This window comes from Pseudarthrobacter sp. NPDC058329, from assembly GCF_042879835.1.
Taxonomy (GTDB): domain Bacteria; phylum Actinomycetota; class Actinomycetes; order Actinomycetales; family Micrococcaceae; genus Arthrobacter.
The window spans coordinates 1-23,298 of record NZ_JBHVZR010000017.1; the positions used below are offsets into that span (position 1 = coordinate 1).

Consider the following 23,298-nt stretch of genomic DNA (forward strand, 5'->3'; position numbering starts at 1 on the left):
TGACGGCGTCTACTTTCCGGTCACGGGCGGCGTCGATTTTGGCTGCCGCTTGGGCGGCAATTGCGTTGATGTCCATGCCACGAGCGTAACCGCCCGAGGACAGCGGCTGTCGGACGTTAAAGGAGTGTCGGCACGGAGGTGCCGACACTCTGAAAGGAAACCGTCCGGAGCAAGCTATGTGGTTATGTGCCATAACCGCGTGTCGATCCACGGCCTTCGGTCGGGGTTCGGCGACACTGAAGTGTCGGCCCGGAGATTCCGGGGCGCTGCGCTGGGCATTGGGGAGGGGCAGCAGATGAGCGAAGAGCAGAAGCCAGCCCGCCGTTTCACACGCCGCCGCCGCGCCAACATCGACGGAGACACCCAGTACGTTCGGGTGTCCATGTCGCAACGGGAACGCGCGCAGCTTGCCGTCCTGGAAGAACGCACCGGACGAAGCCCGTCCGAGATCCTGGTGAGTGCCGCGCTGTACTCCGAGAACTCTGAATCCCTCGCAGAGCGACGTGCCATGGCGGTGGAGTTCATGGCAGCCCGCCGCTACCTCGCCGCCCTGTCGAACAACGTCAACCAGCTCGCCAAGCACGCCAACGCGACCGACGAATTTCCCGAAGCTGCACGCGTGGTGCTGACGCGGGTCCGGGCAATCGCTGACCGGATCAATGGCATGCTCGATTCGATGGTGCGCTGATGATTCCCAACATCACCAAGGGCACCCGCATGCAGGGCCTCATCGCCTACCTTGCAGGTCCGGGACGTGCCAACGAACACACGGACCCGCACCTCGTTGCCGGCTCACCGTCGATCACGGCCTGGCACAACGACGACGAACTCAACGCCACCGCAGCACAAGCCATCGCCCGTGAACTCGATCAGGCCAAAAACGTCCTCGGAATCGGAGTCACTGGCGGCCACGTCTGGCACTGCTCCCTTTCACTGCGCGCAGAAGAAGGCGACCTGACCGACCAGAAGTGGGGCGAGATCGCCCAGGACTTCATGGACGAAATGGGATTCACCGAAGCCAGCGGACGTGCACCGGCCCAGTGGGTAGCGATACGCCACGGCCACAGCAAAGCCGGAAACGACCACATCCACATCGCCGCATCGATGATCCGTGAGGACGGCACCAAGTGGGACAGTTGGAAAGACTTCTCGAGGGCCCAAAAGGTGGCGCGGGAACTGGAGAAGAAGTACGGGCTGGAAGAACTGTCCCCCACGCACTCCGCGCGTGGTTTGCGGCCCGGTGAGCGCGAAGCTTCCGAGCGGCGCGGCGCACCCGAACCGGAGCGGCGGTCACTGGAACGCAAAGTCCGTGCCTGCGCCACATCTGCCAAGGACGAGGCAGAGTTTGTGCGCCGCATCCGACAGACCGGTGCGTTGGTCCGTCCCCGCTACGCGTCCGGACGCGATGATGTCGTGGTGGGATACAGCGTTGCCGAACGTCCCCCTAAAGGTGGCCGGCCGGTGTGGTTCGGCGGCGGCCACCTCGCCAAAGACCTGGCATTGCCCAAGCTCCGCGGCGAGTGGCAGGACACCCCTCAATCTGCAGGCGAAGCCGTAGCCGAATGGGGAGCTGCAGCGCGCGGCCGCCGCCCTGTCACCATCGGTCGTGAAGCTTACGAACCAGACCCACAGCAGTGGGAGCGGTACAGCAACGAGGTCGCCCAGCTGCGCGAAACCCTGCGCGCTGTACCGGTGGACGATCACGCCACGTGGGCGCACGTGGCACGGGAAACGGCCGGTGCTTTTGCCGCGTGGTCCACAGCCACTGAAACCGTACCCGGCCCGCTGGCAGCGGCGGCGACAGAGTTGTCCAAGACCGCCCAGCTGCGCCGGTACCCGGTCAGACCAGTCAAGACTGTTGGTCCGTCCGCTCGTGGAGCTTCCCTGCTGCTGATGACGGCCACAGCTGGATCCGGAACGGCCGCCCAGGCGATCATGCTGCGGCAGCTGCTCAACGTCTCCAAAGCCATCCACGACATGCACCAGGCGAACAACGACTTGCGCCGCTCACGGCAGATCAACGCCATGGTCCGCACGCAACTGGTGATGGTAGCTAACGCCCTGCCACCCGTGCCGACACAGCACCCTGCGAACGCAACGAAGCAGGAGGTAGGGAACGCTATTCCTGTGCCGGCGGTGGATGCTGAGCTGGCCGAAACGGTACGCCGGGCACGTGAAGGTCTGGCACCAATGAATCAGCCCGGGTCCGTTCTGCCACCGACGTACGAACGCCCACGAACCACCACAAGCACCCGGAGCGGAAACGACCGTCCGGACATCGAGCGATAGCACCAGGAAGGTAGAGCATGAGCGAATCAGACGGACTGGACGAGGTTGTAGAAACGATGCTCCGCACAGGCCTGACCGCTGCGGGACGAATTGGTGAAGAACTGGCCCGCGCCCGAGAGCAGCGTGTCCGTGTCGCCCAGGCTGCTGAAGAACAACAAGGCAGGGAGCTGCGTGCCCGGCTCGAGGGTGAACGCGCAGCCGCACGCGCGCAGCTCGCCCCTGCGTTGGATGCCCGCTGGTGGGATAACGCTAAGGCTGAGGACATCGTCCGTGTCCACCAGACCGCCACGGCATGGAAGGGCCAGGACCCCATGGCGCGCTCTGCGGCGGACGCCGTCCGTGAGCAGGTACAGCAACGCTACGGGATCGACGTTGAAGCCCTGGGAACGGGTGCGGACGGGGGAGCCGCACTTATTGACGCGGCACGTGCGAAGACCCAGGCTCACGAAGAACGGACAGCAGCGGCTGGGGAGAACGCCCAGGCCGCCCAGCTTCTTGCGGAAGCCGAACGGGCCGACAAAGTCCAACGGCAAAACGTCGATGCCGACAATGCCCGGCCCGAACAGCTATCGGATGAAGCCGCTGCGGCTTACGACTCCGTGGAACGCCGTGAAGCCCTCGCGAAGAGCCTTGACCACATCGGGGATCGGGAAGCCGTGCAGGCCAGACTCGCTGCAGACCGGGATCAGGCAACTCCGCCTAGGTCGGCGGTGGCTTCAACCGGCAGCAAAGCTCCCAAAGCCCGGAAGCCAGGCGGCGCACCCGCGGCCGGAAAACAGGCTCAGAAAGGCCTCAGCCGCTAACACGCGCGTCCTGAAACGGGGTGCGCAGACGAACCACTCCGCAAAACCGGGCAGCACCTTGGGCCCCGGTCCTCTACCAAAAGGACATTGTCGGGGCCGGTTCTTTGCCTCGGATCCGATGAGCGCAGGTGGGGCCGCGTCAGGTGCCCGGGCGCTTTAGCGTGGCCGTTCACGGCTCCTGCTGTTGTGGAGCAGAGGCCAGGGCCCCGGCTGCGTCCCGGGCGGCGTGAAGTCGCTTGCCGGTGACAAGGGATGCCCAATGGAGCGGGAGTTGGGGAGTCAGGTCGTACTGCTCCTGGAGGACGTCATCGATCGATGTTTGCCCCGTCAGCAAGTTAGCAGCCCCTGCTGCGCTGTCCATTGGTGCTCTCGGCATGCCTTGACCCTAGTGGCGCCGGGTCGGGGTGGGTGCAGCTGACACGCAGGTCCGGCGGCACCAGACCCCTTAGAGTGATGTGCCGCCGTGGCCGTAGTGGTTGTTACTAACGGGGTGGGGGAGGGGGACATGTTTCATCGGCGGTTATGGAGTAGATGATTTTGGCTTTGTCGGTGAGCTGGTCAATGTCTTCGGTGGTGATGTTGATGGCCGTGGAGCGGTTCTTCAGGATGAGTGCTGCTTCCGTGCGCGGCCACAGCAGATGGTCAGTGAAGGTCGGGAACGTGCGTCCGCTGGCGGTGCCGTATCGGAGGAGTTCTTGCGGGTCGGTGGTGCGCTGGCCGAGGACGAGTTCGACGTCCACGTCGCCGAGGGGATCGACCGCTGTGTCGAGGTAGCTGCCGAAGATCCTCAAGCGCTGCACGAAGCAGGGTTTGGTGGGATCGGCGTTGTAGGCTTTGGCCCGCTCGATCATTTGGGCGACGAGCCGGTCCGCTGTTTTGCGGGTGATCGGTTTCCCGAAGCTGGCCATGGCCAGGGCATTCCCGAGCGTTGTTGTTCTCCACCACCGATGGTTGCCGTGGGAGTGCTCGGCACGCTCGATGTACCCGGCCTTTTCGAAGTCCAGAAGGGTCGAACGCGGCCCGCCGGCGCCAAGGGACGAGAGCAGGGACAACGCCCACACCTCATCGAAGTCTGCGAACCTGGTCCGGCGCAGGAACGCCCTGGCTGCCGGTGCCGGCAAGCCCGCTATGACATCTGTCTTCACGAGCCTCACGCGGATACCTGCGGCTTTGCAGCACGGGCGGGATGGGGGCCGGCACCTGTCCGCGATTGCACCTTGTCCATCCAGCAGATGCTATCGCGGCAGCTCATGAGAGGCGACGGGCGGGTGAGACCGGATGGCAGGTGCCCCGGGGCTGTGCCGTAACGCGGCTGCGGGCCGGCCGTGGCGCGTGTCATTCTGGGGGGATGGCGCGAACCTGGTTGTCGGTGACGGTGGAAATGCTCGGTGGTCGTGGTGAGGAGCTGTGGCCGTGGCCCGGGCGGATCTTCGCGGTGGGACCGTCGCACACCTTTATGGATCTCGCCGATGCCATCAACGATGCCTTCGCCCGCTGGGACCGTTCGCACCTGTCATTGTTTACCCTGGCTGACGGCCGGGTCATCACTGATGAAGAGACCGGAGCCGAGATGGCCGTATCGGCCCGTGGGCCGATCATCGCGCCGATCGACATTGCTGCTGCCAAGGTCGTCCGGACGGTGGAGCCGGGGGCCGAGTTTCAGTTCACGTTCGACCTTGGGGATGCCTGGGCGCACCGATGCGTGGCCGGGGAGGTGAAGGTTGACCCGCTGGAGGTCTTGGGTGTCCGTCCTGATGTGCCCCTGCCGTACTGGGGCTGGGGCAGTATCCCGGATCAGTACGGGCGCCGGTGGGCTACTGATGACGGTGAGAGCCGGGCGCCGGTGAGACCGGGCCAGCCGCACCCGATGCTGCTGCACGAATGGCCGGAACAGGTGCCGGTGCCCGGGCTGGACCTGTCCGGGCTGCGTGGAGCCATCGCGGCGGCAGATGCCGCCCGCTTCCTCGCAGCGGTGATGGGACGGGACATCGATGACGCCTTGCAACAGGTGGGTGCCGGGATACCGATGGCGCTGGAACGCAGTCGCCACGAGGCCGAACCTGTGGCCCTGTCAGTGATCAACAGGCTGACGTGGCGTGACGGCGCCGGGGACCGGGTGCTGGCAGAGGACCTGCTGGCCGGTCTGCGCCGTGTGCCGTTGACAGGCCGTACGGTGCCGGTAGACCTGGAGATGCTCAGTACCGTGCTGGAAGGGGATCCCGATGTGTCAACCGGTGGATACCTGGACCTGCGCACCGGGCAGGTGTACGACGAGGCCGCCACTGACCCGTTAATCGTCGGGGAGGACGCCGCCATCGATGTGGAGGAGGAACCGGAGCGTTGGCTACGGCTTGACCGGGCCGGTTCTCGGAACGGCTGGCAGGATATGGCCGCCTTCGCCGGACGGCAGCATGAGGAGGGCCTCCGGGAGCGGCTGGAGCTGGCGATCGAGGGCAAAGGCGCCTTCGGCCGGTTCAGCGACATCATCCACGGCGAGGACCTTAGGGAACAGTGGTACGCCTTCTCCACCGACCGGCAGATCGGCCGTTCCCGCGAGTTCCTCGCTGACAATGGCATCCGCGTGGCCTGACGGGAGCCGGGCCCGTCAGGCTGCCGGTGCCGCGGTTTCAGGGGCGAGGATGCTGAGCCTGTAGTCGGACTGGAGCGGATCGACGCCGGCAGGCAGATGGTGGGACCTTGAGCACGCCCGCAGTTCTTCCAACGCCTCGGGCTCAATCCGGGCCCGGGTCATATCAAGCTCCAGGGCCATTCCGGCGGTGAGCGAGTTGGCGCGCTTCATCACGGCATACAGGCCGTGGACGCTTGTGGATGTCACATGCCCCTGCGCGGCAACCTGGGCCGTTGCGCAGTTGAGGTCCACCCGGACCAGCACCCGAAGCTTGTCTGTCGCCACGAAAATTTTCTCCGCTCTATGGTGGGCGCCACGACGCTGTGGCGACCCCGAATAACCATAGACCAAATGTGATCCATGCAACACCGGCAGGGGCCCATCCCTTCGAGGAGCGGGGCCAACCTCATTGCCGCTGTTGATTAGCCCTACCCGGGCCTCTGAGGGCTTAGCGTTCTCACCCGTGAAAGAATCCAAGGCTTCCATCCGGCCGGTGAACCGCAGAGAGCCAATAAGTCTGGAGGATGCCGAGGACTTCCTGAAGACAGACCGCACCGGGCTGATCTGCGCCTTCAACACCTGACTTTATTGCGGAATTCATGCTTTATTAGAAATCAATAAAGCCAAGTAAACCTTGTAAGATTCGTGACATGGATCCAGTGAACAACCCCTACACACCGAACGCGGGTGCGACGCCGGAGATTGTCATCGGCCGTGACGATCTCTTGGAGGACTTCCGGATCCTCCTGCGCAGACTCGATAAGGGCCGCACCGATCAATCCATGATCGTGACGGGCCTTCGCGGGGTGGGCAAAACCGTTTTGCTGGGGGAGTTCCGGCAGATAGCCGAAGAGTTCAAATGGAAGGTGCTGGAGCTCGAGGCCAGCAAACACGATGACGACCATTTCCGCAGGACGATCTACTCGCAGCTGCGGGCCGCGCTCTATCAGATTTCACCACGGACCAAGTGGGGAGACAAGGCACGCAAGGCTGCCCAGGTCCTGCAGTCCTTCAGCCTTTCCATCGATCCTTCCTCGGGTATCCCGACCCTCTCACTGGATGTCGACGCCGCCGAAGGATTCGCCGATCACGGCAGCCTTACCCTTGACCTGACGGACGTCCTGGTGTCGATAGGCGAAGCCGCCAGGGAACACGGGACGGGCCTGGTGCTTTTGTTCGACGAGGTCCAGTTCCTGAGCCAGTCGCAACTCGAAGCCGTCATCCAGGCGATCCACAAATCGGTGCAGAGAAAACTTCCGGTCACGTTTGTCGGTGCCGGGTTGCCCCAGATCGCCGAGCTTGCCGGCGACGCGAAATCCTACGCCGAGCGGCTCTTCAAGTTCCCGAACCTCGGATCCCTGAATTTCGAAGATGCCAAAAAAGCACTGGCCGAGCCGGCGCACATCGAAGATGTGCACTTCGAGGACGATGCACTGGTCCGGGCCTTCGACCTCACTGAAGGCTATCCATACTTCGTGCAAGAACTTGGGTACCAGGTGTGGGCGGTCGCAGACGGCGGCTCCATCACCCTGGAAGACGTTGAGGACGCAAAGGACGCCTACGAGGCAAAACTTGATTCCTCGTTCTTCCGCGTCCGGCTCGACAGGGCAACCCAGCTGCAGATCGCCTACATGCGCGCCATGGCACAGCTGGGCCCCGACTCCCAAAAGGCCGCCGACGTCGCCGCCGTCATGGGCCGCGAGTCCACCCAGCTGGCCCCTACACGGTCCGAACTCATCAACATGGGACTGCTCTACACACCCGCCCACGGCTACGCGGGCTTCACGGTGCCGCACTTTGACCGCTTCATGCTGCGGGCCGTCCGGCACTTGGACGTCCCGCCGGTTCAAAAACGCCGCGCTAAACCCAAGAAAAGCGGGTCCGGGTAAGCGAAGGGCGCGCTTTCAGGCGCCAACAGTTTCGCGTTTCCATCCCCCCAGGCTATTGCCCCCAAGGCTGAACTTGAGAGCGGGGGATCACTTCGTTTGGATGCCGGGCAAAGCCTTGCGCGGGCAAGCGTCCCTGCGGAAGACTCGGGGAACGCATGCTGAATTGATGGAAATTTGGATGGCGGGATCCTACGGCAAACGGAGGCAACGATGCCTCGTGCCTTATGGCGGCAAAGATGCAGCCTCGGAGACCCCGCAGACCGAAAGGATCGCCATGGCAGGAATGTTTGAACTATTTGTCGACACGGAGTCAGCATTCAGGTTTCGGCTGACAGCCCCTGACGGCACGATTATGGCAGTTTCCAGGCCCTTCACCTCCAAAACCGATGCCGTGGCGGGCATCGCCGCTGTCCGCGAGTACGCCGGCATGGGTCTGATCACCGACTCCTGCCCGGAAGTCAATGAGTTTCCGCAACGAGGGCACGATGATCTTGCCGTTCCGACTGATTCCACGCGGGGGCCAAAGATCGACTTTCATACCCGCGCTCGGGCGGTCCGGGCAGCCATGTCCGGTCCCCGCTGGGCTGGTGCGATACATAACCTCTCCTGAGCATCGGGGATGGCGTCTTTGGCAACCTTCTTGGCCGCAGCCTTACATCACGTCGGGCCCCGTGCTGCCCGGCCTTTCAGAGAATTCTCAGCTTCAAGTGCACATAATGGACCGAAGCTCCGGTCAACCGCTATTTGACCGGAGCTTCGCTAATGGATGAGGCCCAGGCCAGGCTCAAACGATTTCAGGCACTCCGCAAGTGGGGCGGATCTGTCCATCCCGCCAATAAATCAGCGTTGCGGTCCCGGGCGCAGAGCGAGGGTTTGAACGCCGCGAACTGATAGGCTCAAAAGGGCTTTACTTGAAGCTTCAACGATCTGGGTCGACATAAGGCCGGCTATCGGCATTGCCCGAAAGAAGCTAGCAAACGTGCCCGCGACGCACTACCTGCGTGTGACTGCAGGTAGGGGACCAGCCCTTGCCCTCGGCCCTTCTCCAAACGATTTATTCTAACTTTTAGGGCAGTCGGAGACCGGGAACACAACGGAGCATTCGATGGCCGTGGGCAAGAGACTGGGCTCATTATGTAGTTTGGGAATCTCGCCGTGTTTAGGCCACGTCGATGGTTACTACTGCCGGCCCGCGCGTGTGACCGTTGTCTGGAAGTGAGCTGGTCCCCGGGGCGACGGCTCGGGAAACGCAGCAGCACATTTTCTCGGCTGCCTTTTGCTGGCGTGGGCTGTAGAAGACATCGCGGTGATCGAGGGCCCCGTCAAGCTGCAGCACCCGCACCTCACAGAGGCCACATTCGCCCTTTCGGCAGTCGGACATCATGTCGACGCCGGCATCTTCCAGAGCTTCAAGCATGGAGCGGCCTTGGGGGACATTCGCTTCGATGCCGAGGCGCGGAATCCGAACCAGGAAGTCCTCGGGGTTGTACCAGCCAGAGTTGCCGAAGGTTTCGTATCGCAAATTGGGCACGCTCAACTCTCGCTCAAGCCAGGCTCGCCGCACAGCGTCCATCAACCGAATCGGACCGCACATATAGAGCTCCGTGTCGGAATCCACGCCTGCAACGATGCCGGGCACGTCCAGGATGCCGGATTCTTCGTCTACATGCAGTACAAGGTTCTCCCCGTGCAACTCCTGCAGCTCGGACCAGTAGGCCATGGCAGCCCTATTCCGTGCAACGTAGACGAAAGTGTAGTTCGCCTTGAGGTTTCTGAGCACCCGCGCCATATCCGTTATCGCGGTCACGCCGATGCCGCCGGCGAGCAGCACGTAGCGCGACGCACCAACCCGAAGCGGGAAATTCTGCAGCGGCTGGGTTATTTCCAGCATGTCGCCCGGCTGCAGGGTATGCATGAAGATCGAGCCGCCACGTGAGGCTGGAACTTTGAATACGCTGATGACGAGGCGGCTGCCATCCTCGTTTGTCTCCAGGACAGAATATGAGCGCTTTTGCGTCTCGCCGCCTACGGTGATTTTCACGTCGATGTGCGAGCCTGGCTCCGCCTTCTTCGGCAGTGACGGTTCGAGCACGATCCGTCGAATATCCGTGGCGACCTCTGCGGCCTGGACAACTGTGCCCAGCTGCCACACTTCAGTGTTTGTTGCTGCCATATCTTCCCTCAGTCCTGTTTGAACGCTACCGGTTCGGTGCCTGGCCACTGCTCTATGAAAGGGGGATTAGTCGTCCCTCGGCTTCGAGCTGGCGCTCTATGAGACGGCGGACCCACATGCCGCCGGCGTCGATGTTGAGGTTGTAGAACTCGTAGTCAGGGTTAGCGTCGATTGCCTCCTGCTGTGCCTTGAGCATCGCCTCGTCCTCGCCAAAAACTCCGTGAACGCCCTTGCGTAGTTGGGTGGTGATCAGCTGGCTCTCCAGGCGGTAGTTCCGCATGAATGCCCAGAAGTAGTGACAACTCTTTGCGCTTTCTGGCGAGATCGTATTCATGACGAAACCGTTCACGCCCTGACTACGGTCTCCTTCCGGGGCTCCGCTGCCTGCCTTGGCAACCCCGACGTCGATGTTGATGGTGGACGGCGAATGAAATGTGATTATCTGCCAGCGGTCCACCTTGCCTTCGAATCCGGGGAATTTGTCTCGCATGTTCTTGAGCCAAAAAGGCGGCGCGTCGATGTTAAACATCCAGCGGGTGACGGTGACAGTACTGCCGTCCTGTGTCACAACGAAGTCGGAATCGCTCAGTTCATCTTGGCCAATTGATGAGGAATGCACGAATTCCTCATGGGTGAGGTCCATTAGGTTATCCAGAACCAGCTGGTAGTTGCAGGGGGCGAAGATGGTTTCGCCGTCGCCGGCCCATTCATTCGAGGACATCTGGTGCATGTCCGGTACCAGATCCGGGTCAGCCCGTGTTGGATCACCAAGCCAAACCCACACGTAGCGGTAGCGTTCGACCACGGGAAAGGATGGAACGATGGCGCTGGGATTGATGGTCTCTTGGGCGGGCATGGACACGCAGCGGCCAGCCGAGTTGTAGACAATGCCGTGGTAAGGGCACTGAATTTGATCATTGGCCAGGGTCTTGCCCATTGATAGAGGGGCCAGCCGGTGCCAGCACGCGTCTGCTAGGGCTACAGCTTTTCCCTCCTCGGTACGGTAGAGGGCGAGAGGCCGGTCGGCGATCCGACGCGACATGGGTTTGCGTGTCACTTCGTGGTCCCACGCTGCCACGTACCAAGCGTTGAGCGGGTAGCCCAGCACCTTGTTGGTTGTCGACCTCATGGACTGAACAACAGTCATCGTAATTTCCTCCACTGAAGGGCGGCCCGTCGGCAATGACGGTTTTCTGCCCTGGCTTGAGCGTTAAGTGCTTGACATTTTGTACTAACTCACGTGAGCAGGTGGTCCCTCTCGGGTGAGGTGATCTTGACATCACTGGGGTTTGTGATGATGTGCGGGAGTAGGGTAGTCGCTTGCTGAACCGCGAGGGCTCCCCATGAGACGGCTCGCCGCAGGGCCTCGGGCCGCCACCCCTGCATGCGGCTGTCGAGGCGGGCCACGCTCAGGTATCCTGCCAACGCTGCGTCTCCCGCTCCCGTCGTGTTGACCACTTGGGTTTTGGGTCCGCTGGCCCAGAGGATTCCTCGTTCGCTGATCTCAAGGACGCCATCCGGGCCTAGGCTAGCCAGAATCGTATCGACGCCACGTGCCCTGACGATCGTGGCAGCTTCCACCGCATCATGCAGGGACCGCACAGGAATCCCGGCCAGGTTGGCCAGTTCTTCAGCATTTGGTTTTATCAGGTTGGGTTGGCATGCTTTGGCCCACCCCTTCAGGGCTCCGCCGACGGGTGCGTCCAGGCAGATTGCGACACCATGGGAACGTACCGCGCGGAAGAGAGGCCGTATGTCGACTGGCTTGCCGGTTCCGGTGTTGATAGGCAGGGTGCCGCCGAGCACGAACCAATCAGCGCCGATTCTTTGGATTTCGTCCGTAACGGCTTTGCATAGCCGGCCCCATTCGTCGGGGTCTAGAGGAGCCGGGAGCGCATTGATGTTCGTGGTGATGCCCGATTTGTCGACGAGGATGACATTGGTTCGAAGTGGGCTGCCCACTTCCACCCCGCAAATTACCTGCTCAAACTCGTCCTTGCATTCGGCTCCGTTGCTTCTATTCCTTTCTATAGGGAGGACCGCAGAGACTGTGTTGCCGGCCAGATGAAGGGTCCTGGCTACGTTGACCCCGTTTCCGGCGAAATACGTGGTCACCCTCTTAGCCCGGTTGACCTGACCTGCCTGGACCTGATCAAGGAAGTACACCTTGTCAATTGAGGGCGCGGGAGTAAAGGTGACGATGCGTGGGGCAGACAGAATTCGCGAATCAGAATCATCTGAGGCTCCAGTTCCGCTGTTGGCATCCGTCTTCGTCTCTCTTATTCCCCAGGTGCCCGTTGCGGTGTACCCGCAGGTGGGTATGTCGGGGCCGGTGCTGACGACTACGTCGGAGTGCCTTGGCATGGTCGCCGTCATGGTCTTACTCCTTTCATTCATGGTTGGTTCGGGCCCATGACTTCACCGCTGAAGAACTGACCGCCTCATGCACCGCTGGAAACGGCGCCGGTGCGTCCAGAGGACGGCTCGGGTTATGCCCCTTGAATCCGGGCCGGTTCGGGGCAGGGCTGTACCTGGTTACAGCGGGTAGGTGCCGGGCTCCCGCCGCATAGTAATCCAGCGCGTCTCCGTAAAGGCATCGATGCTCGCCTGCGCGCCGCCGTGCCGGGATCCAGTGCCGGAGGCCCCGACGCCTCCGAAGGGTGTATTCGCCTCGTCGTTGACCGTTTGATCATTGATGTGCACAATGCCTGTGGGGATGAGGCGCGCCATTTCGAGCGCCGCCATCACGTCGGCCGTTACGATGCCCAGGGAGAGCCCGAAGTCGGTCTCGGCGGCGAGTTCGATGGCCTCGTCGTCTGAAGAGAATGGCACTACCGAGGCGACGGGACCGAATACTTCGTCGCAGTATGCTGTGACCTCGCGTGGTGGGTTCGCCAGAACAGTGGGCCGGTAGAAAAGTCCCTCGTACGTGCCCCCGGCACGTAGAACGGCGCCGTGTGCAACAGCGTCCTGCACCAGCGTATGCACCCGGTCGCGCTGTACCTCATCGATCAGCGGACCGAGGTGCGTTGGGCCGGCTGCCGGATCTCCGACGTGCATGGTCTCCGCCTTGGCGGCGAGTTTGGAAACGTACTCTTCGAACAGTGATTCATGTACGATATGGCGCCCCACCGTCATGCAAATCTGTCCCTGGTGCAGAAAAGATCCCCATGTTGCGAGGTTGACGGCTTTGTCTACGTCGGCATCGTGGCGCACGACGAATGCGGAGTTGCCCCCGAGTTCAAGGTGGGCGCGGGTCAGGTGCCGGCCCGCCAGCTCGCCGACTATGCGTCCGGCCCGAGTGGACCCCGTGAAGGCGATGACGCGAACGCGTGGATCGGTGACCATCGCTTCGCCGACATCGGCACCTCCGGGGATGAGCTGGAGTAGGCCCGGGGGCAGTCCCGCTTCCTCGAATATCCGCACCATGGAAACGCCGCCAGTGATGATTGTGCGGGGGTCTGGTTTCAACAACACGGCATTGCCCAGCGCGAGTGCCGGCGCGACGGCCCGGATGCCGAGGATCAGCGGAACGTTGAAGGGTGAAATGACGCCTACGACACCTACTGGGACCTGCTCTGAGAGCGAGAGGCGTGGCTCCTCGCTCGAAAGCACCGCTCCTTTGGGCGCGGAGGGAAGAGCAGACGCCTCGTAGCACTCAGCAGCAGTGACGTGGAGGGCGAATCCCGCGAGTGGGGGTATGGCCCCCACCTCGCGTACGTTCCACTGCGCAATCTCGTCGGCGTGCTGCTCCCACAACTGTCCAGCACGCCGCAGCACCGCGGCGCGGGCAGGATGAGGCGTCGCCGCCCACTCTTTCTGTGCCCTGGCAGCGCCCTCCGCGGCCCGTGCGACATCCTCCGGACCAGCCAGGCCGACCATCGCGAGTGTATTACCAGTGGCGGGTTCGATCGATGCAATTTCGCCCGCAGCGCCGGCGGTCCATTTACCGTCGATGTAGATCTTCCCGGCGAAAGTTTCCTCGTCGATGAGGCTGCCCCGGGTTTCCGTGGTCGTAGTCATGTTCCTACCTTTCTATGTATTTCGTGAAGTTGTTGCTATGCGCGAGCGGCGGTCTTGGCCGCCCAGCCCGACTCAATGGTGTTTGCAGCGTCAGTCACGAGGGCTGCACTGTGCTGGAAGGGGCTCCGCCATATGGAGAGCATGTTTGCCGCTCCGGTATCCAGGGTTGAGCGGGAGAACGCTTCAATGCCCCATCTGCCCTTGTAGCCGTCATCCAAGGCCTGACGTACGATGCTGGCGACGTCCACGACTCCGGATGAGAGCGGGCCGCGTCCGGATTGGCCGAGCTCAAGGTAGCCGAGCCTGGGTAAGGCTGTACGGATGGCAGCCGAGGCGTCCGCTTCCTCGATGGCCATGTGAAAGGTGTCAAGGTGGATCTTAAGGTGTTCAGAACCGCTTGCCGTAACGTAGTCCATTGCCTGGGAGGCGGTGTTGACGAGGGAGGTTTCGTAGCGGTTCAGAACTTCGAAGGTCATGAGCACTCCGCGTTCATGGGCCTCGTCAGCAACTGTTCCCACTTCGGCCGCTGACCTTGAAAACGCAGTGCGTTCGGTAGGGCCGGTTGGATGGCCGAAAACACCGTAGGGCACCCCGTTCATCTGGTCCGCGCCGAGCGCGACGGTCAGATCTAGCGTGCGACGAAGCAGGGCGGCTCCGGCTTGCCGCACATCCTTGGATGCCGAGGAAACGTCCGCGTTAGGGGTCTGTCCTGCGATGGTTATCGGGGTCAGACCGCGCACTGCGAAGAGCGAACGGAGTGCTGGCGCGTCAACGGCATCCGGGTCCAGCGGCGGTAGTACGACCCGTCGGTAGCCGGCGGCGGCGATCGCATCCAGCGCCGCGGGAAGCTGCTCCGAGGAAAGGTCGGGCACGAAGATGTTCAGGTGGCATGCCATATCCAGGTCGGCGTACATTGTCGTCTTCCTAGAACGTGGGCAGATCGAGGCGCTTCTTGAAGCTGGAATACCCGTCGTCGACGTGCACCACGGTTCCGTTGATCACGTTCGCTTCATCGGATGCGAGAAAAGCTACGACGTCGGCGATCTCATCGGGCTCGGTCAGGACGCCGCGCATCTGTTCGGATGCGAATGTACGCTTCAACTCATCGCTGAACTGGTTGATGATCGGGGTCCCGACACGGCCAGGGGTAATCGCCACCGCACGTACTCCGTACTCGGCGAGCTCATATGCCGCTGAACGGGTGAAGGAGATGACGGCAGCCTTGGCCGCGCTGTACGAGAAGGATAGCTCCGCGGCCTGCTCTCCGTAGATCGATGAGGTGTTGATGATGACCCCGCCCCTGCCCTGGTCACGGAACTGTCTGCCAGCTGCGAGTATGCCGTGGTAGACGCCGTCCTGGTCTATGCGGATCATGGGCGCATAATCGGTCTCCGGGTCGTGGTCGAGCAGCGGCCTGCCGCCTGCAATGCCCGCGTTGTTGAAGATGATGTCGAGTCCGCCGAATATTTCCACGGCGCGCGCGACAGTGGCTTCAACCGCGGAGAACCGCGAGACGTCTACCTGTGCCGCTGCGGCGGCACCCTCGAAACCCGCTGCCGTTACTTCGGCGACGACCTTTTCCGCCTGCTCCATATTGATGTCGGCAACCAGCACCCGTGCGCCCTCGCGGACGAATTTGTGGACGGTGGCCCGGCCGATTCCGCTGGCTCCGCCGGTGATGACGGCGACTTTTCCTTCTAAACGCATCGTTGTCTTCTTCCTGAATTGCTCGTGTCCGTGCGGGGCTGCGAAAGGGGCGACCTTGCCCCTCACGTCAGTCCGTTGGGGTGATGTCGTTGACGTTGGTGCGATCGACAAGGGTGACGTCGGTCTCGACGAAGTTTTTGGCGGGCTTGCTGCCATCTGCCGCGTAGGTTGTCATGTCGTCCAGCACCAGGCTTAGAACCTTTGGCCAGTCCTGCACGACTGTGGCGGAGAAGGGACCATTCTTTTTGATCTCCGCGAGGGCGATGCCCACAGCGTCGACGCCGGTCACAGGGACATCCTGGCGCCCTGCCTCATTGAGAGCCTGCACGGCGCCCAGTGCTGCATGGTCCCAACCCACCCAAACCCCGTCAAGGCCCTCAGGGTTTGCCTGCAGGTAGTCCGTGACGAACTTGAGCGCCTCCTCCTGCGACGTTCCCGGGTTCAGGACCTGCTTGATCTCACCTCCGGCGATGTTCGCACCTCCTGATTTGAGGAGGTCTTCGGCCATGTGGCTGCGCGTCATGATTCCCACGTGCGGGTCATGACCGATGACCATGACGTTCTTTCCGCTGAGCCCTCCCATAGCCTTCTCGAGGGAACCTACGGTGAGATCGGCAATTTGTTGCTGATTGGAAGTTGCGTCCACCACGAAGTCGTCGTTGGGCTGGACGCCGCCGTCGATGGAGAAGATCGGGATGTCCGCGTCCTTGGCGGCGTTTACGAGCGGTGCTATCTGGCGAGGATCAGGGAACCCGGCGAAAATCGCGTCGACTCCCTGGGTGATCGCACCGGTTACATCAGTGTTGATTTTGTCGTAGTCGAACTCGCTTGTGTAGAGCCTGACGTCCCATCCCTGTTCCTTGCCCTTTTCGACGAAAGCGTCGACAGTGGCCTTGCCGACAGGGGTGCCGTAGCCGGCGGTGAAGGCAGCGACTTTGAAGGTCTTTGTATCTCCTTCGGCTGCTCCGGAACATCCGGTCAGTGCCATCGCCGAAGCCATTGCCAGCCCGACAAGTGCAGTCATTTTCTTACGCATCATTTACTCCTTTGTTAAAGATCGCGTGAATGGGTTTTGTGCTTGTATGTGGTTTTTCTGCCGAGCGCGGCACTTTTGGGCTACGTGTCGCGGGCTTTTAGCGCTGAGAGGGTGACCGCGGCGATGATGATCAGTCCGGTGAGTACCTGCTGGATGTAGGTGTTCACGCCGATGATATTCAGACCGTTGCTCATGACTCCGATGATTCCGACGCCGACGAGGGTGCCGCCGATGTTCGCTTGTCCGGATTTCAGGATGGTCATGCCGAGGAAGACCGCCGCGACGGCGAGCATCATGTAATTGTTCGCGCTTGCCGAGCTCGCGCTACCGAGTCGGCTGACGAGGATGATGCCGCCGATCGCTGACGCCAGACCGGCAACGACGAATGCGAGGAAGCGGGTCCACTGGACGTTTACGCCTGAAAGCCTGGCAACTTCGGCGTTTCCACCCACGGCGTACCATCGGCGTCCCAGGGTGGTGAAGCGCAGGACTAGCCACAAGATGATGGCGGCGGCGACGGCGAAGAAGATGGGCATGGGGATCCCGAGCGGCCTGCCCTGGCCGAGGCTGAAGAAGCCTTCAGGCATTCCGTAGAGGGTGGTGCCACTGGTGACGATGAAGGCCAGGCCGCCGACGGTAGTCATCGTTGCCAGGGTCGCCACGAATGCGGAGAGCTTGAGGACAGCAACGAGGAAACCATTTACCATTCCCACGAGGATGCCGACGCATAGGCCCGCGAGGATCGCGAGGGGGACTGGGGTTCCTCCGATCATCAGGGCTGCTGCCGTTGCGCCTGAGAGGGTTGCGTTGGTGCCCACGGAGAGGTCGAAGTCGCCGACTACCATCACGACGGTTTGTCCCACTGCGATGATCGTAAGGATGGCGATTTGCTCGAAGATGTTGCGCACGTTACCAAAGCTGAGGAAGACTTCCGGTCGCATTATGGTGAAGAAGGCGATGAGTACGATCAGGGCGACGACGGTGCCACCCTGCCGGAAGAGTTGAAAGAGGGGAGTGGTCTCGCGCGTGGTCAAGGCCGTGGTTGGCGAGAGTGTGTCTGTTTTGGTCATGTCAGTCGACCCTTCCGTAGCAGTAGGAGAGGAGCAGTTCGTCGTCGGCAATGTCGGCCTGAACTTCGCCGGAAATTCGTCCTTCGTGCATGATGATGATTCGGTCGGACATTCCGATGAGTTCGGGCAGTTCTGAGCTGACGGCCACGACTGTGGTGCCGCCGGCGGCCAGTTCGCGGATAAGGCGGTAAATTTCGGCCTTGGTGCCTACGTCGATGCCGCGGGTGGGCTCGTCCATCAGAAGCACTTTGGGTTTGCGGGCGAGCATCTTGGCGAGCACTACCTTCTGCTGGTTGCCGCCGGAGAGTTGACCGACGGCTTGCCCTGGACCGCGAGCCTTGATCCTCAGATCGGTGAGTCCTTGCTGGGCGAGATTCGAGATGCTCTTACCGGACACCCAACCCAGCGAGCTCACGGCCTTGAGGTTGGCGATCGCAATGTTGTCCTGGATTGGAGCGCTCAGGATCACGCCTTGGCTGCGTCGCTCCTCAGGGACGAGTGCTATACCGGCCTCCAAAGCCCGCCCGACACCGGTAGCGTGGGGCAGGAGCTGGTCGGCGACTGTGATCGTTCCTGACGTGTGCTTTTGTGCGCCGGCGAGAAGACGCAGCAGCTCGCTGCGACCGGAGCCGGCCAAACCGCCGATGCCGAGTACCTCTCCGGCGTGCGCCTGGAAAGAGACGTCCTTCACCCGGCGCCCGTTCAGGCTTCCGACATTGAGGACGACCTTGTTGGTCGCAGTGCTGCGCTCTGGGAAGAGTTCGCCGGCCGGACCGCCGACCATGGTGGAAATGACCTCGTTCACTGTGGTTTCAACGACAGGCTTGGTGATGATGGTTTCGCCGTTGCGCATCACGGTGAGGCGGTCGCAGAGCTCAAAGACCTCCTCAAGGCGATGTGAAACGTAGATGATTGCGACTCCTTCGTCACGGAGCGCCCGCAGTACCGCGAATAGGTCGGTGATTTCGAGGTCGGTGAGGGCAGCTGTTGGTTCGTCGAGGATCAGTACGCGGGCGTCCGTGGCCAGCGCACGGGCAACGGCGACCATCGTCTGCTGCACGGGGGAGAGGCGTCCCGCGAGCTTGCCCAAAGGGATGCGCTGATTCAGCCGGTCGAGCTGCTCCTTGGCACGTGTGCGCAGGGCATTCCAGTTCACCAGGCCTCCACGGCTGGGAGTCTGCTCGCCGAGCAGGATGTTCTCGGCCACGCTGATCGTCGGAACTATTGAGAGCTCCTGGTAGAGCGCCACGACGCCCACTTTGTGCGCGTCCCGGACGTTTGCGAACTCGAGTTGTTCACCGTTGCGGAGGATTTGCCCGGAGTCAGGCGAGTACAAGCCGGTCAGGATCTTGATCAGCGTTGACTTGCCCGCACCATTTTCGCCGAGCAGCGCGTGGATCTCGCCGGGTCGTACGGAGAGCCGGGCTCCGTTGAGAGCGTGGACACCGTCGAAGCGTTTGACGATATCGCGTGCTTCCAGGGCAGCCGCGGGTTCCAGCAAGGCTGTTTCGGTCGGGGGCGTATTAAGGATGGTCATGCCACCTGTCCTCCGTCGTCGATACGGTTGCACCGGATGACCACCTTGGGGTGTGCCCCGCTCACGTGTGTGGCGAAGGCTGCCTCTGCGTCTTCGAGGTCGAACACCATCTCGGTTAGTTCGTCCACCTCGAGATACGGCAGGATTTGCAGTGCCCGCGGGAATGCGTAGGGCGAGACGAAAACGCCGGTGAGGGTTAGTTCCTTGAGGTAGAGGTAATCCGAAAGGTTGAGAGGCATCTCGAAGTCGTGCGGATACATCGCCCCGTAGACGACGGTTGCTCCTTTGGCGGCGATGTCGAGCAGGCCGCGAACGGCGCGGGTCGATCCGGATGCGTCAATCACCACGTCGAACCCGCTCCCAGCAGTAATTTCCTTTGCGCGGAGATTTTGGTCTTCACTAGTGGGATCGATTACGACGTCGGCACCGCGGCGGAGCGCCGCCTCACGGCGCTCTGCGATCGGTTCAATGAGGGTCAACGATGTTGCCCCGCTCATCTTCAACACTTGCAAAGCCAGTTGCCCGATGGGGCCGCCGCCACATATGACCACGCGGTCGCCTACCTTGATATGGGTCTTATCGGCAATCCGCACTGCAACGGAGGTCGGCTCAAGCAAGCAACCTTTCAGCAGGGAAACATGGTCGGGCAACTTGTAGACCTGCGATTCATGCCATGTCACTGTCTCGGCCATGCCGGGACGGTTGTATTCCTGAATGTGCTCGCAGAACTGCTGCTGGCCGCCGCGGCAAGGCGTACACGTACCGCAGAATCGTAGGAAGTTCCCTGCGACCCTGTCGCCGACCTTCAAGCCGTTGCGATGCGCCGTACTCCCCAGGGCTTCGACCACGCCCGAAAGCTCATGGCCGAGGCCAATCGGGACATCGGTGCCGAAGAATCCCTCCGCAAGATGGGGGTCTGAGCCGCAAATGGCGGAATAGGCGACGCGGATCCGAACATCCTCCGGTCCCAGTGTCGGTTCCGGGAAGTCGACCAGGCCGATACGGCCGCGGGCATGCTCGTCAGGGTTGCGGAGGCTCCCGATTTTAGTGACAGCTACTGTTCTCATTCGTCTCTCCGTTGAGCGCGTGACGGGTGGGTGGATTAGGGCTGTGCTGCGATGACGCGACGCGTGGCGGCGATCGTGGCCTCAAGCCCATAGCCGTGCTTATTGCGTAGCTCCTCGTCGTCACCGAAGCCGGCATATACCTGCGGGATTCCGAGCCGTTCGAAGGCTGCGAGATGGATGTTTCGGTCTGCGACTACGTCAGCAACCCTTGAAGCGAGACCGCCGTAGGCGAGGTGATCCTCGACGATGACGAACCTGCCGTCGGTCTCTGCGGCACAGCGCACGATGAGTTCCTCGTCGATGGGTTTGAGAGTAAACATGTCAACGACGCGGACTGACCGGCCGTCCTTGGCCAGTTCTTCCGCTGCGTCCAAAGCCTGCGAGACAACTGTGCCGTGGGTGAATATGGTGGCGTCGGTGCCTTCACGGGCGACAATTCCCTTGCCGATGCGCACGTCGTGCTGCCCGGGCTCGTAGAGCACCTTGTCCTTTTTGCCCACGGCTAGCCGGATGTAGATCGGCCCTTGCATGGTCATCGATTGGCGGATGATTTCGCCGACCATAAGCGGGTCGCCGATGGATGTGACGGTCATGTTCGTCAGGGCGCACATGAGTGCGAGGTCCTCTACTGCATAGTGGGTTGAGCCGCCGTTGCCGACCAGCCCGCCGTGTGTGCCGATAATCTTCACGGGGAGGTTTGGATAGCAGACGTCACTGCGGACTTGCTCCAGGGCGCGCATGCTGAGGAACGGGAGCATGCCCGACACGACTGGGATGTTTCCGTCGTATGCGAGTCCCGCCGCGATTCCGACGCAGGCCTGTTCGGCGAGACCCACGTCCAGGAAGCGTTCGGGGAACTTGTCCCGGAACTCAACCAGCGTCGCCCCGATGTCGGGTGTGAGCACCCACAAGTTGTTGTACTCGTCGCCGAGATCAGCAAGGGTCGTTCCGATTACCGAACGTGCGGAGAGCATTTCTCCAAAGGTGAATGTGGCGGGCATCAGACTGACTCCTTCTCGCGGGATGCTTCAAGGGCTGCGAATGCACGGTCCAGGTCTGCGGCGCCCAGGGAGCCGGCGTGCCAGGCAAGGTTGCGTTCCATAAAGTCGACGCCCTTTCCTTTGACCGTCTCGCAAATGATCACGGTGGGCCGGTTGCTGTCGCTAGCGGGCAGGGCATCGAGCGCGTCGACAAGCTGGGCCATGTTGTGGCCATCAATATTGACGACGTTCCAGCCGAACGCTGCCCACTTGTCCGGGTATGGCTCAAAGACCACCCGTTCCTCCGCGAAACTCGTCATCAGTTGACGGTTGCGGTCCACGAACGCGACCAGATTGCCGAGTTCGTTGCTGCGGGCAGCCATAGCTGCTTCCCAAACGGATCCTTCACCTGTTTCGCCGTCACCAAGGAGACAAAATACTCGGTGTGATTCACCACGGCCGCGGGCGCTCATCGCCATCCCAACTGCCAGGGGGAGCCCATGTCCAAGTGATCCGGTCGAGCACTCCACGCCCGGCAGCTGCACCTTGCAGGGGTGCATCCCGTATGCGGAGTCGAGCTGGCCATACGACTCCACGATTCCGTCGTATGAAAAGAATCCGCGCATTGCCATCGCTATATACATGCAGACGGCGGCGTGGCCCTTGCTCAGTACGAAGCGGTCCCGCTCAGGGTTGGCTATGTCTGTCGGATCCACGTGGAGTCCGTAGTGGTAAAGGACAGTGAAAATGTCCGCGGCGGAAAGATCGCCTCCGATGTGAACGGCCCCCTCGTATGTTCCGCACAGATGCAAAAGCTTGGACCTCAGCTCGAAAGCGAGGTCCTCCAACTCCCTAACGGTGTGCGGGCGCTGGCCCGACTGCAGGGCTAATTCGCCCATCTCATGCCTCCTCGTTGAATGACACGGATGCCGATCTGTCGCCTTGTCGTGGCGTCTTCATCGACTCACTCGTGGTCAGAAAGGCCGCAATTCCGGCCTCGATGTGACGAGACTAACAGCCACCTGTTTACATGTAAACAAGTTTCTTCGTAAACTTCTTTTGTTGCTTGTCGGCACGCGACGCCGAGCGGGGTGAGAATGGAATCTCGCGACAGGAATCAAGATCGGGAGCTTGCATGAGGCAAACCACAGCTGGTCCCCATGGAACGCTGCCGCGAGGTTGCTTCCGAAATCGCTCGTTTGTCCAACCCGCGGTGTGTCCAGAGGGTGCCTGGTCCGCCAACGAGCATGCCGGCCGGTTGCGCAGTGCGTCTGCGACGTCAAGGGCATGGGCGACAACTGGGCATGCTCGATCCCTTGGTGGCTTCGGATCGCACACGAACCAACGCGGCGTGGGCTCCCGCAATCAGAAAGAGGAGCATGACCATCGACAATCATGACCGGCCGAGTTTGCTGACTCCACCTGAAGCTGTCACGGATCCGCTGGCCGGGTCGATTGATCCGGAGAACTTCACACCAAGACTTCTGGCGCTGCTCTCCAACGCTCTCGTCTGGCGAGAGTCGCATGAACTGCGCCGGCACTTCCGGCTGGGTACAAACGATTGGCGCATTATCTCGGCACTGGCAAGCCGCCCCGGTGCGTCAGCAACCGAGGTTACTGACTTTCTTGGTCTCAACAAGGCCGTCGTGTCTAAGAGTGTCAATACCTTGCTCGAACGCGACCTGTTGCTGCTGGTCGATGGGCCACGGGGCTCACGGCCGATGTACCTGACCCAAGCTGGCGCTGATATGCACGACGCTATGCTGCCCATCTCAATGCGTGGACAGGAGATCATCTTGGCTGATCTCACCCACAACGAGGTCGATGAGCTCAATCGCTTACTGCGACGCATGCTCGAAAAAGCCCGAGAGTTGCAGACGCTCGAGAACGAGGCGCACATCTGAATTGCAGTATGGATAACGACCGTATCCGGGACCTGTCCTGTCCCACGCTCCAATTTGCGGTTCCTAGCGTCGTTTCCACCGGTCCACAAGCCGGGCGGCAACTATCCACTCAGGCGGACCCCCTTAGATGAATAAGCAACTCTATTTTGTCCAATTATCCAGACGTTGCCTGGGCATCTTTCGAAAGCAAT

The 23,298-nt window shown here is 61.7% G+C and carries 22 protein-coding genes; 7 read left to right on the forward strand and 15 right to left on the reverse strand.

What is annotated here, in order from left to right:
* Positions 1–295 precede the first annotated feature (295 nt).
* The 3 genes from mobC to ACFVYC_RS18090 are packed head-to-tail and all read left to right on the forward strand — an operon-like array spanning position 296 to position 3,092.
* Entirely contained in the window at positions 296–688 is a 393-nt protein-coding gene (mobC, locus tag ACFVYC_RS18080; protein WP_387552825.1) for a plasmid mobilization relaxosome protein MobC, read from the forward strand.
* A complete protein-coding gene (locus tag ACFVYC_RS18085; RefSeq protein ID WP_387552827.1) occupies positions 688–2,289 on the forward strand; it encodes a relaxase/mobilization nuclease domain-containing protein in 1,602 nt (533 codons plus the stop codon). Before mobC ends, ACFVYC_RS18085 begins: the two co-directional genes overlap by 1 nt.
* A gap of 17 nt (positions 2,290–2,306) precedes the next feature.
* The gene (locus ACFVYC_RS18090) at positions 2,307–3,092 is read left to right on the forward strand and encodes a hypothetical protein (protein ID WP_387552829.1); all 786 of its coding nucleotides are present in this window, start codon (positions 2,307–2,309) and stop codon (positions 3,090–3,092) included.
* Positions 3,093–3,261: 169 nt separating this feature from the next.
* Here the strand turns inward: ACFVYC_RS18090 and ACFVYC_RS18095 are convergent, their stop codons facing one another.
* Positions 3,262–3,468, reverse strand: coding sequence for a hypothetical protein (locus ACFVYC_RS18095; RefSeq protein ID WP_387552831.1), 207 nt, complete (start codon positions 3,466–3,468; stop codon positions 3,262–3,264).
* A gap of 106 nt (positions 3,469–3,574) precedes the next feature.
* Positions 3,575–4,246, reverse strand: a complete 672-nt coding sequence (locus ACFVYC_RS18100; RefSeq protein ID WP_387552833.1) for a hypothetical protein — start codon at positions 4,244–4,246, stop codon at positions 3,575–3,577.
* 194 nt (positions 4,247–4,440) lie between these two features.
* Between ACFVYC_RS18100 and ACFVYC_RS18105 the strand changes: the two genes are divergently transcribed.
* On the forward strand, positions 4,441–5,682 hold the full coding sequence (locus ACFVYC_RS18105) for a hypothetical protein (protein ID WP_387552835.1): 1,242 nt from the start codon (positions 4,441–4,443) through the stop codon (positions 5,680–5,682).
* Positions 5,683–5,697: 15 nt separating this feature from the next.
* Here the strand turns inward: ACFVYC_RS18105 and ACFVYC_RS18110 are convergent, their stop codons facing one another.
* Complete coding sequence (locus ACFVYC_RS18110; protein WP_387552837.1) at positions 5,698–6,006, reverse strand: hypothetical protein; 309 nt, start codon at positions 6,004–6,006, stop codon at positions 5,698–5,700.
* Positions 6,007–6,371: 365 nt separating this feature from the next.
* On the opposite strand from ACFVYC_RS18110, the gene ACFVYC_RS18115 reads away from it, so the two are divergent.
* Both ACFVYC_RS18115 and ACFVYC_RS18120 read left to right on the forward strand, forming a co-directional pair.
* Positions 6,372–7,610: an ATP-binding protein gene (locus ACFVYC_RS18115; protein WP_387552839.1), complete on the forward strand. Its 1,239-nt coding sequence runs from the start codon at positions 6,372–6,374 to the stop codon at positions 7,608–7,610.
* A 274-nt stretch (positions 7,611–7,884) separates the two neighbouring features.
* On the forward strand, positions 7,885–8,220 hold the full coding sequence (locus ACFVYC_RS18120; RefSeq protein ID WP_387552841.1) for a YegP family protein: 336 nt from the start codon (positions 7,885–7,887) through the stop codon (positions 8,218–8,220).
* 549 nt (positions 8,221–8,769) lie between these two features.
* Here the strand turns inward: ACFVYC_RS18120 and ACFVYC_RS18125 are convergent.
* The 12 genes from ACFVYC_RS18125 to ACFVYC_RS18180 all read right to left on the reverse strand — a co-directional run bounded on the left by ACFVYC_RS18125 (position 8,770) and on the right by ACFVYC_RS18180 (position 22,102).
* Entirely contained in the window at positions 8,770–9,783 is a 1,014-nt protein-coding gene (locus ACFVYC_RS18125; protein WP_387552843.1) for a PDR/VanB family oxidoreductase, read from the reverse strand.
* A 52-nt stretch (positions 9,784–9,835) separates the two neighbouring features.
* Positions 9,836–10,930: an aromatic ring-hydroxylating dioxygenase subunit alpha gene (locus tag ACFVYC_RS18130; protein WP_387552845.1), complete on the reverse strand. Its 1,095-nt coding sequence runs from the start codon at positions 10,928–10,930 to the stop codon at positions 9,836–9,838.
* A gap of 89 nt (positions 10,931–11,019) precedes the next feature.
* The gene (locus ACFVYC_RS18135) at positions 11,020–12,159 is read right to left on the reverse strand and encodes a 1-phosphofructokinase family hexose kinase (RefSeq protein ID WP_387552846.1); all 1,140 of its coding nucleotides are present in this window, start codon (positions 12,157–12,159) and stop codon (positions 11,020–11,022) included.
* A 159-nt stretch (positions 12,160–12,318) separates the two neighbouring features.
* The gene (locus ACFVYC_RS18140) at positions 12,319–13,806 is read right to left on the reverse strand and encodes a benzaldehyde dehydrogenase (protein ID WP_387552848.1); all 1,488 of its coding nucleotides are present in this window, start codon (positions 13,804–13,806) and stop codon (positions 12,319–12,321) included.
* Positions 13,807–13,841: 35 nt separating this feature from the next.
* Positions 13,842–14,720 (reverse strand): sugar phosphate isomerase/epimerase family protein, encoded by an 879-nt coding sequence (locus tag ACFVYC_RS18145; RefSeq protein WP_387552850.1) that lies wholly within the window; start codon positions 14,718–14,720, stop codon positions 13,842–13,844.
* A gap of 10 nt (positions 14,721–14,730) precedes the next feature.
* Positions 14,731–15,513, reverse strand: a complete 783-nt coding sequence (locus ACFVYC_RS18150; protein WP_387552851.1) for an SDR family NAD(P)-dependent oxidoreductase — start codon at positions 15,511–15,513, stop codon at positions 14,731–14,733.
* Positions 15,514–15,580: 67 nt separating this feature from the next.
* Complete coding sequence (locus tag ACFVYC_RS18155) at positions 15,581–16,537, reverse strand: sugar ABC transporter substrate-binding protein (RefSeq protein ID WP_387552853.1); 957 nt, start codon at positions 16,535–16,537, stop codon at positions 15,581–15,583.
* Positions 16,538–16,629: 92 nt separating this feature from the next.
* Positions 16,630–17,619: an ABC transporter permease gene (locus ACFVYC_RS18160; RefSeq protein WP_387552855.1), complete on the reverse strand. Its 990-nt coding sequence runs from the start codon at positions 17,617–17,619 to the stop codon at positions 16,630–16,632.
* Position 17,620: 1 nt separating this feature from the next.
* Positions 17,621–19,156, reverse strand: a complete 1,536-nt coding sequence (locus ACFVYC_RS18165; RefSeq protein ID WP_387552857.1) for a sugar ABC transporter ATP-binding protein — start codon at positions 19,154–19,156, stop codon at positions 17,621–17,623.
* Positions 19,153–20,223 carry a zinc-binding dehydrogenase gene (locus ACFVYC_RS18170; protein WP_387552859.1) on the reverse strand — a complete coding sequence of 357 codons (1,071 nt, stop codon included), beginning with the start codon at positions 20,221–20,223 and terminating at the stop codon, positions 19,153–19,155. The genes ACFVYC_RS18165 and ACFVYC_RS18170 overlap by 4 nt, the downstream gene beginning before the upstream one ends.
* Positions 20,224–20,258: 35 nt before the next feature.
* Positions 20,259–21,224, reverse strand: a complete 966-nt coding sequence (locus ACFVYC_RS18175; protein WP_387552861.1) for a transketolase family protein — start codon at positions 21,222–21,224, stop codon at positions 20,259–20,261.
* Positions 21,224–22,102, reverse strand: coding sequence for a transketolase (locus ACFVYC_RS18180; RefSeq protein WP_387552863.1), 879 nt, complete (start codon positions 22,100–22,102; stop codon positions 21,224–21,226). The genes ACFVYC_RS18175 and ACFVYC_RS18180 overlap by 1 nt, the downstream gene beginning before the upstream one ends.
* 480 nt (positions 22,103–22,582) lie before the next feature.
* Between ACFVYC_RS18180 and ACFVYC_RS18185 the strand changes: the two genes are divergently transcribed.
* A complete protein-coding gene (locus tag ACFVYC_RS18185) occupies positions 22,583–23,107 on the forward strand; it encodes a MarR family transcriptional regulator (RefSeq protein WP_387552865.1) in 525 nt (174 codons plus the stop codon).
* Positions 23,108–23,298 lie beyond the last annotated feature (191 nt).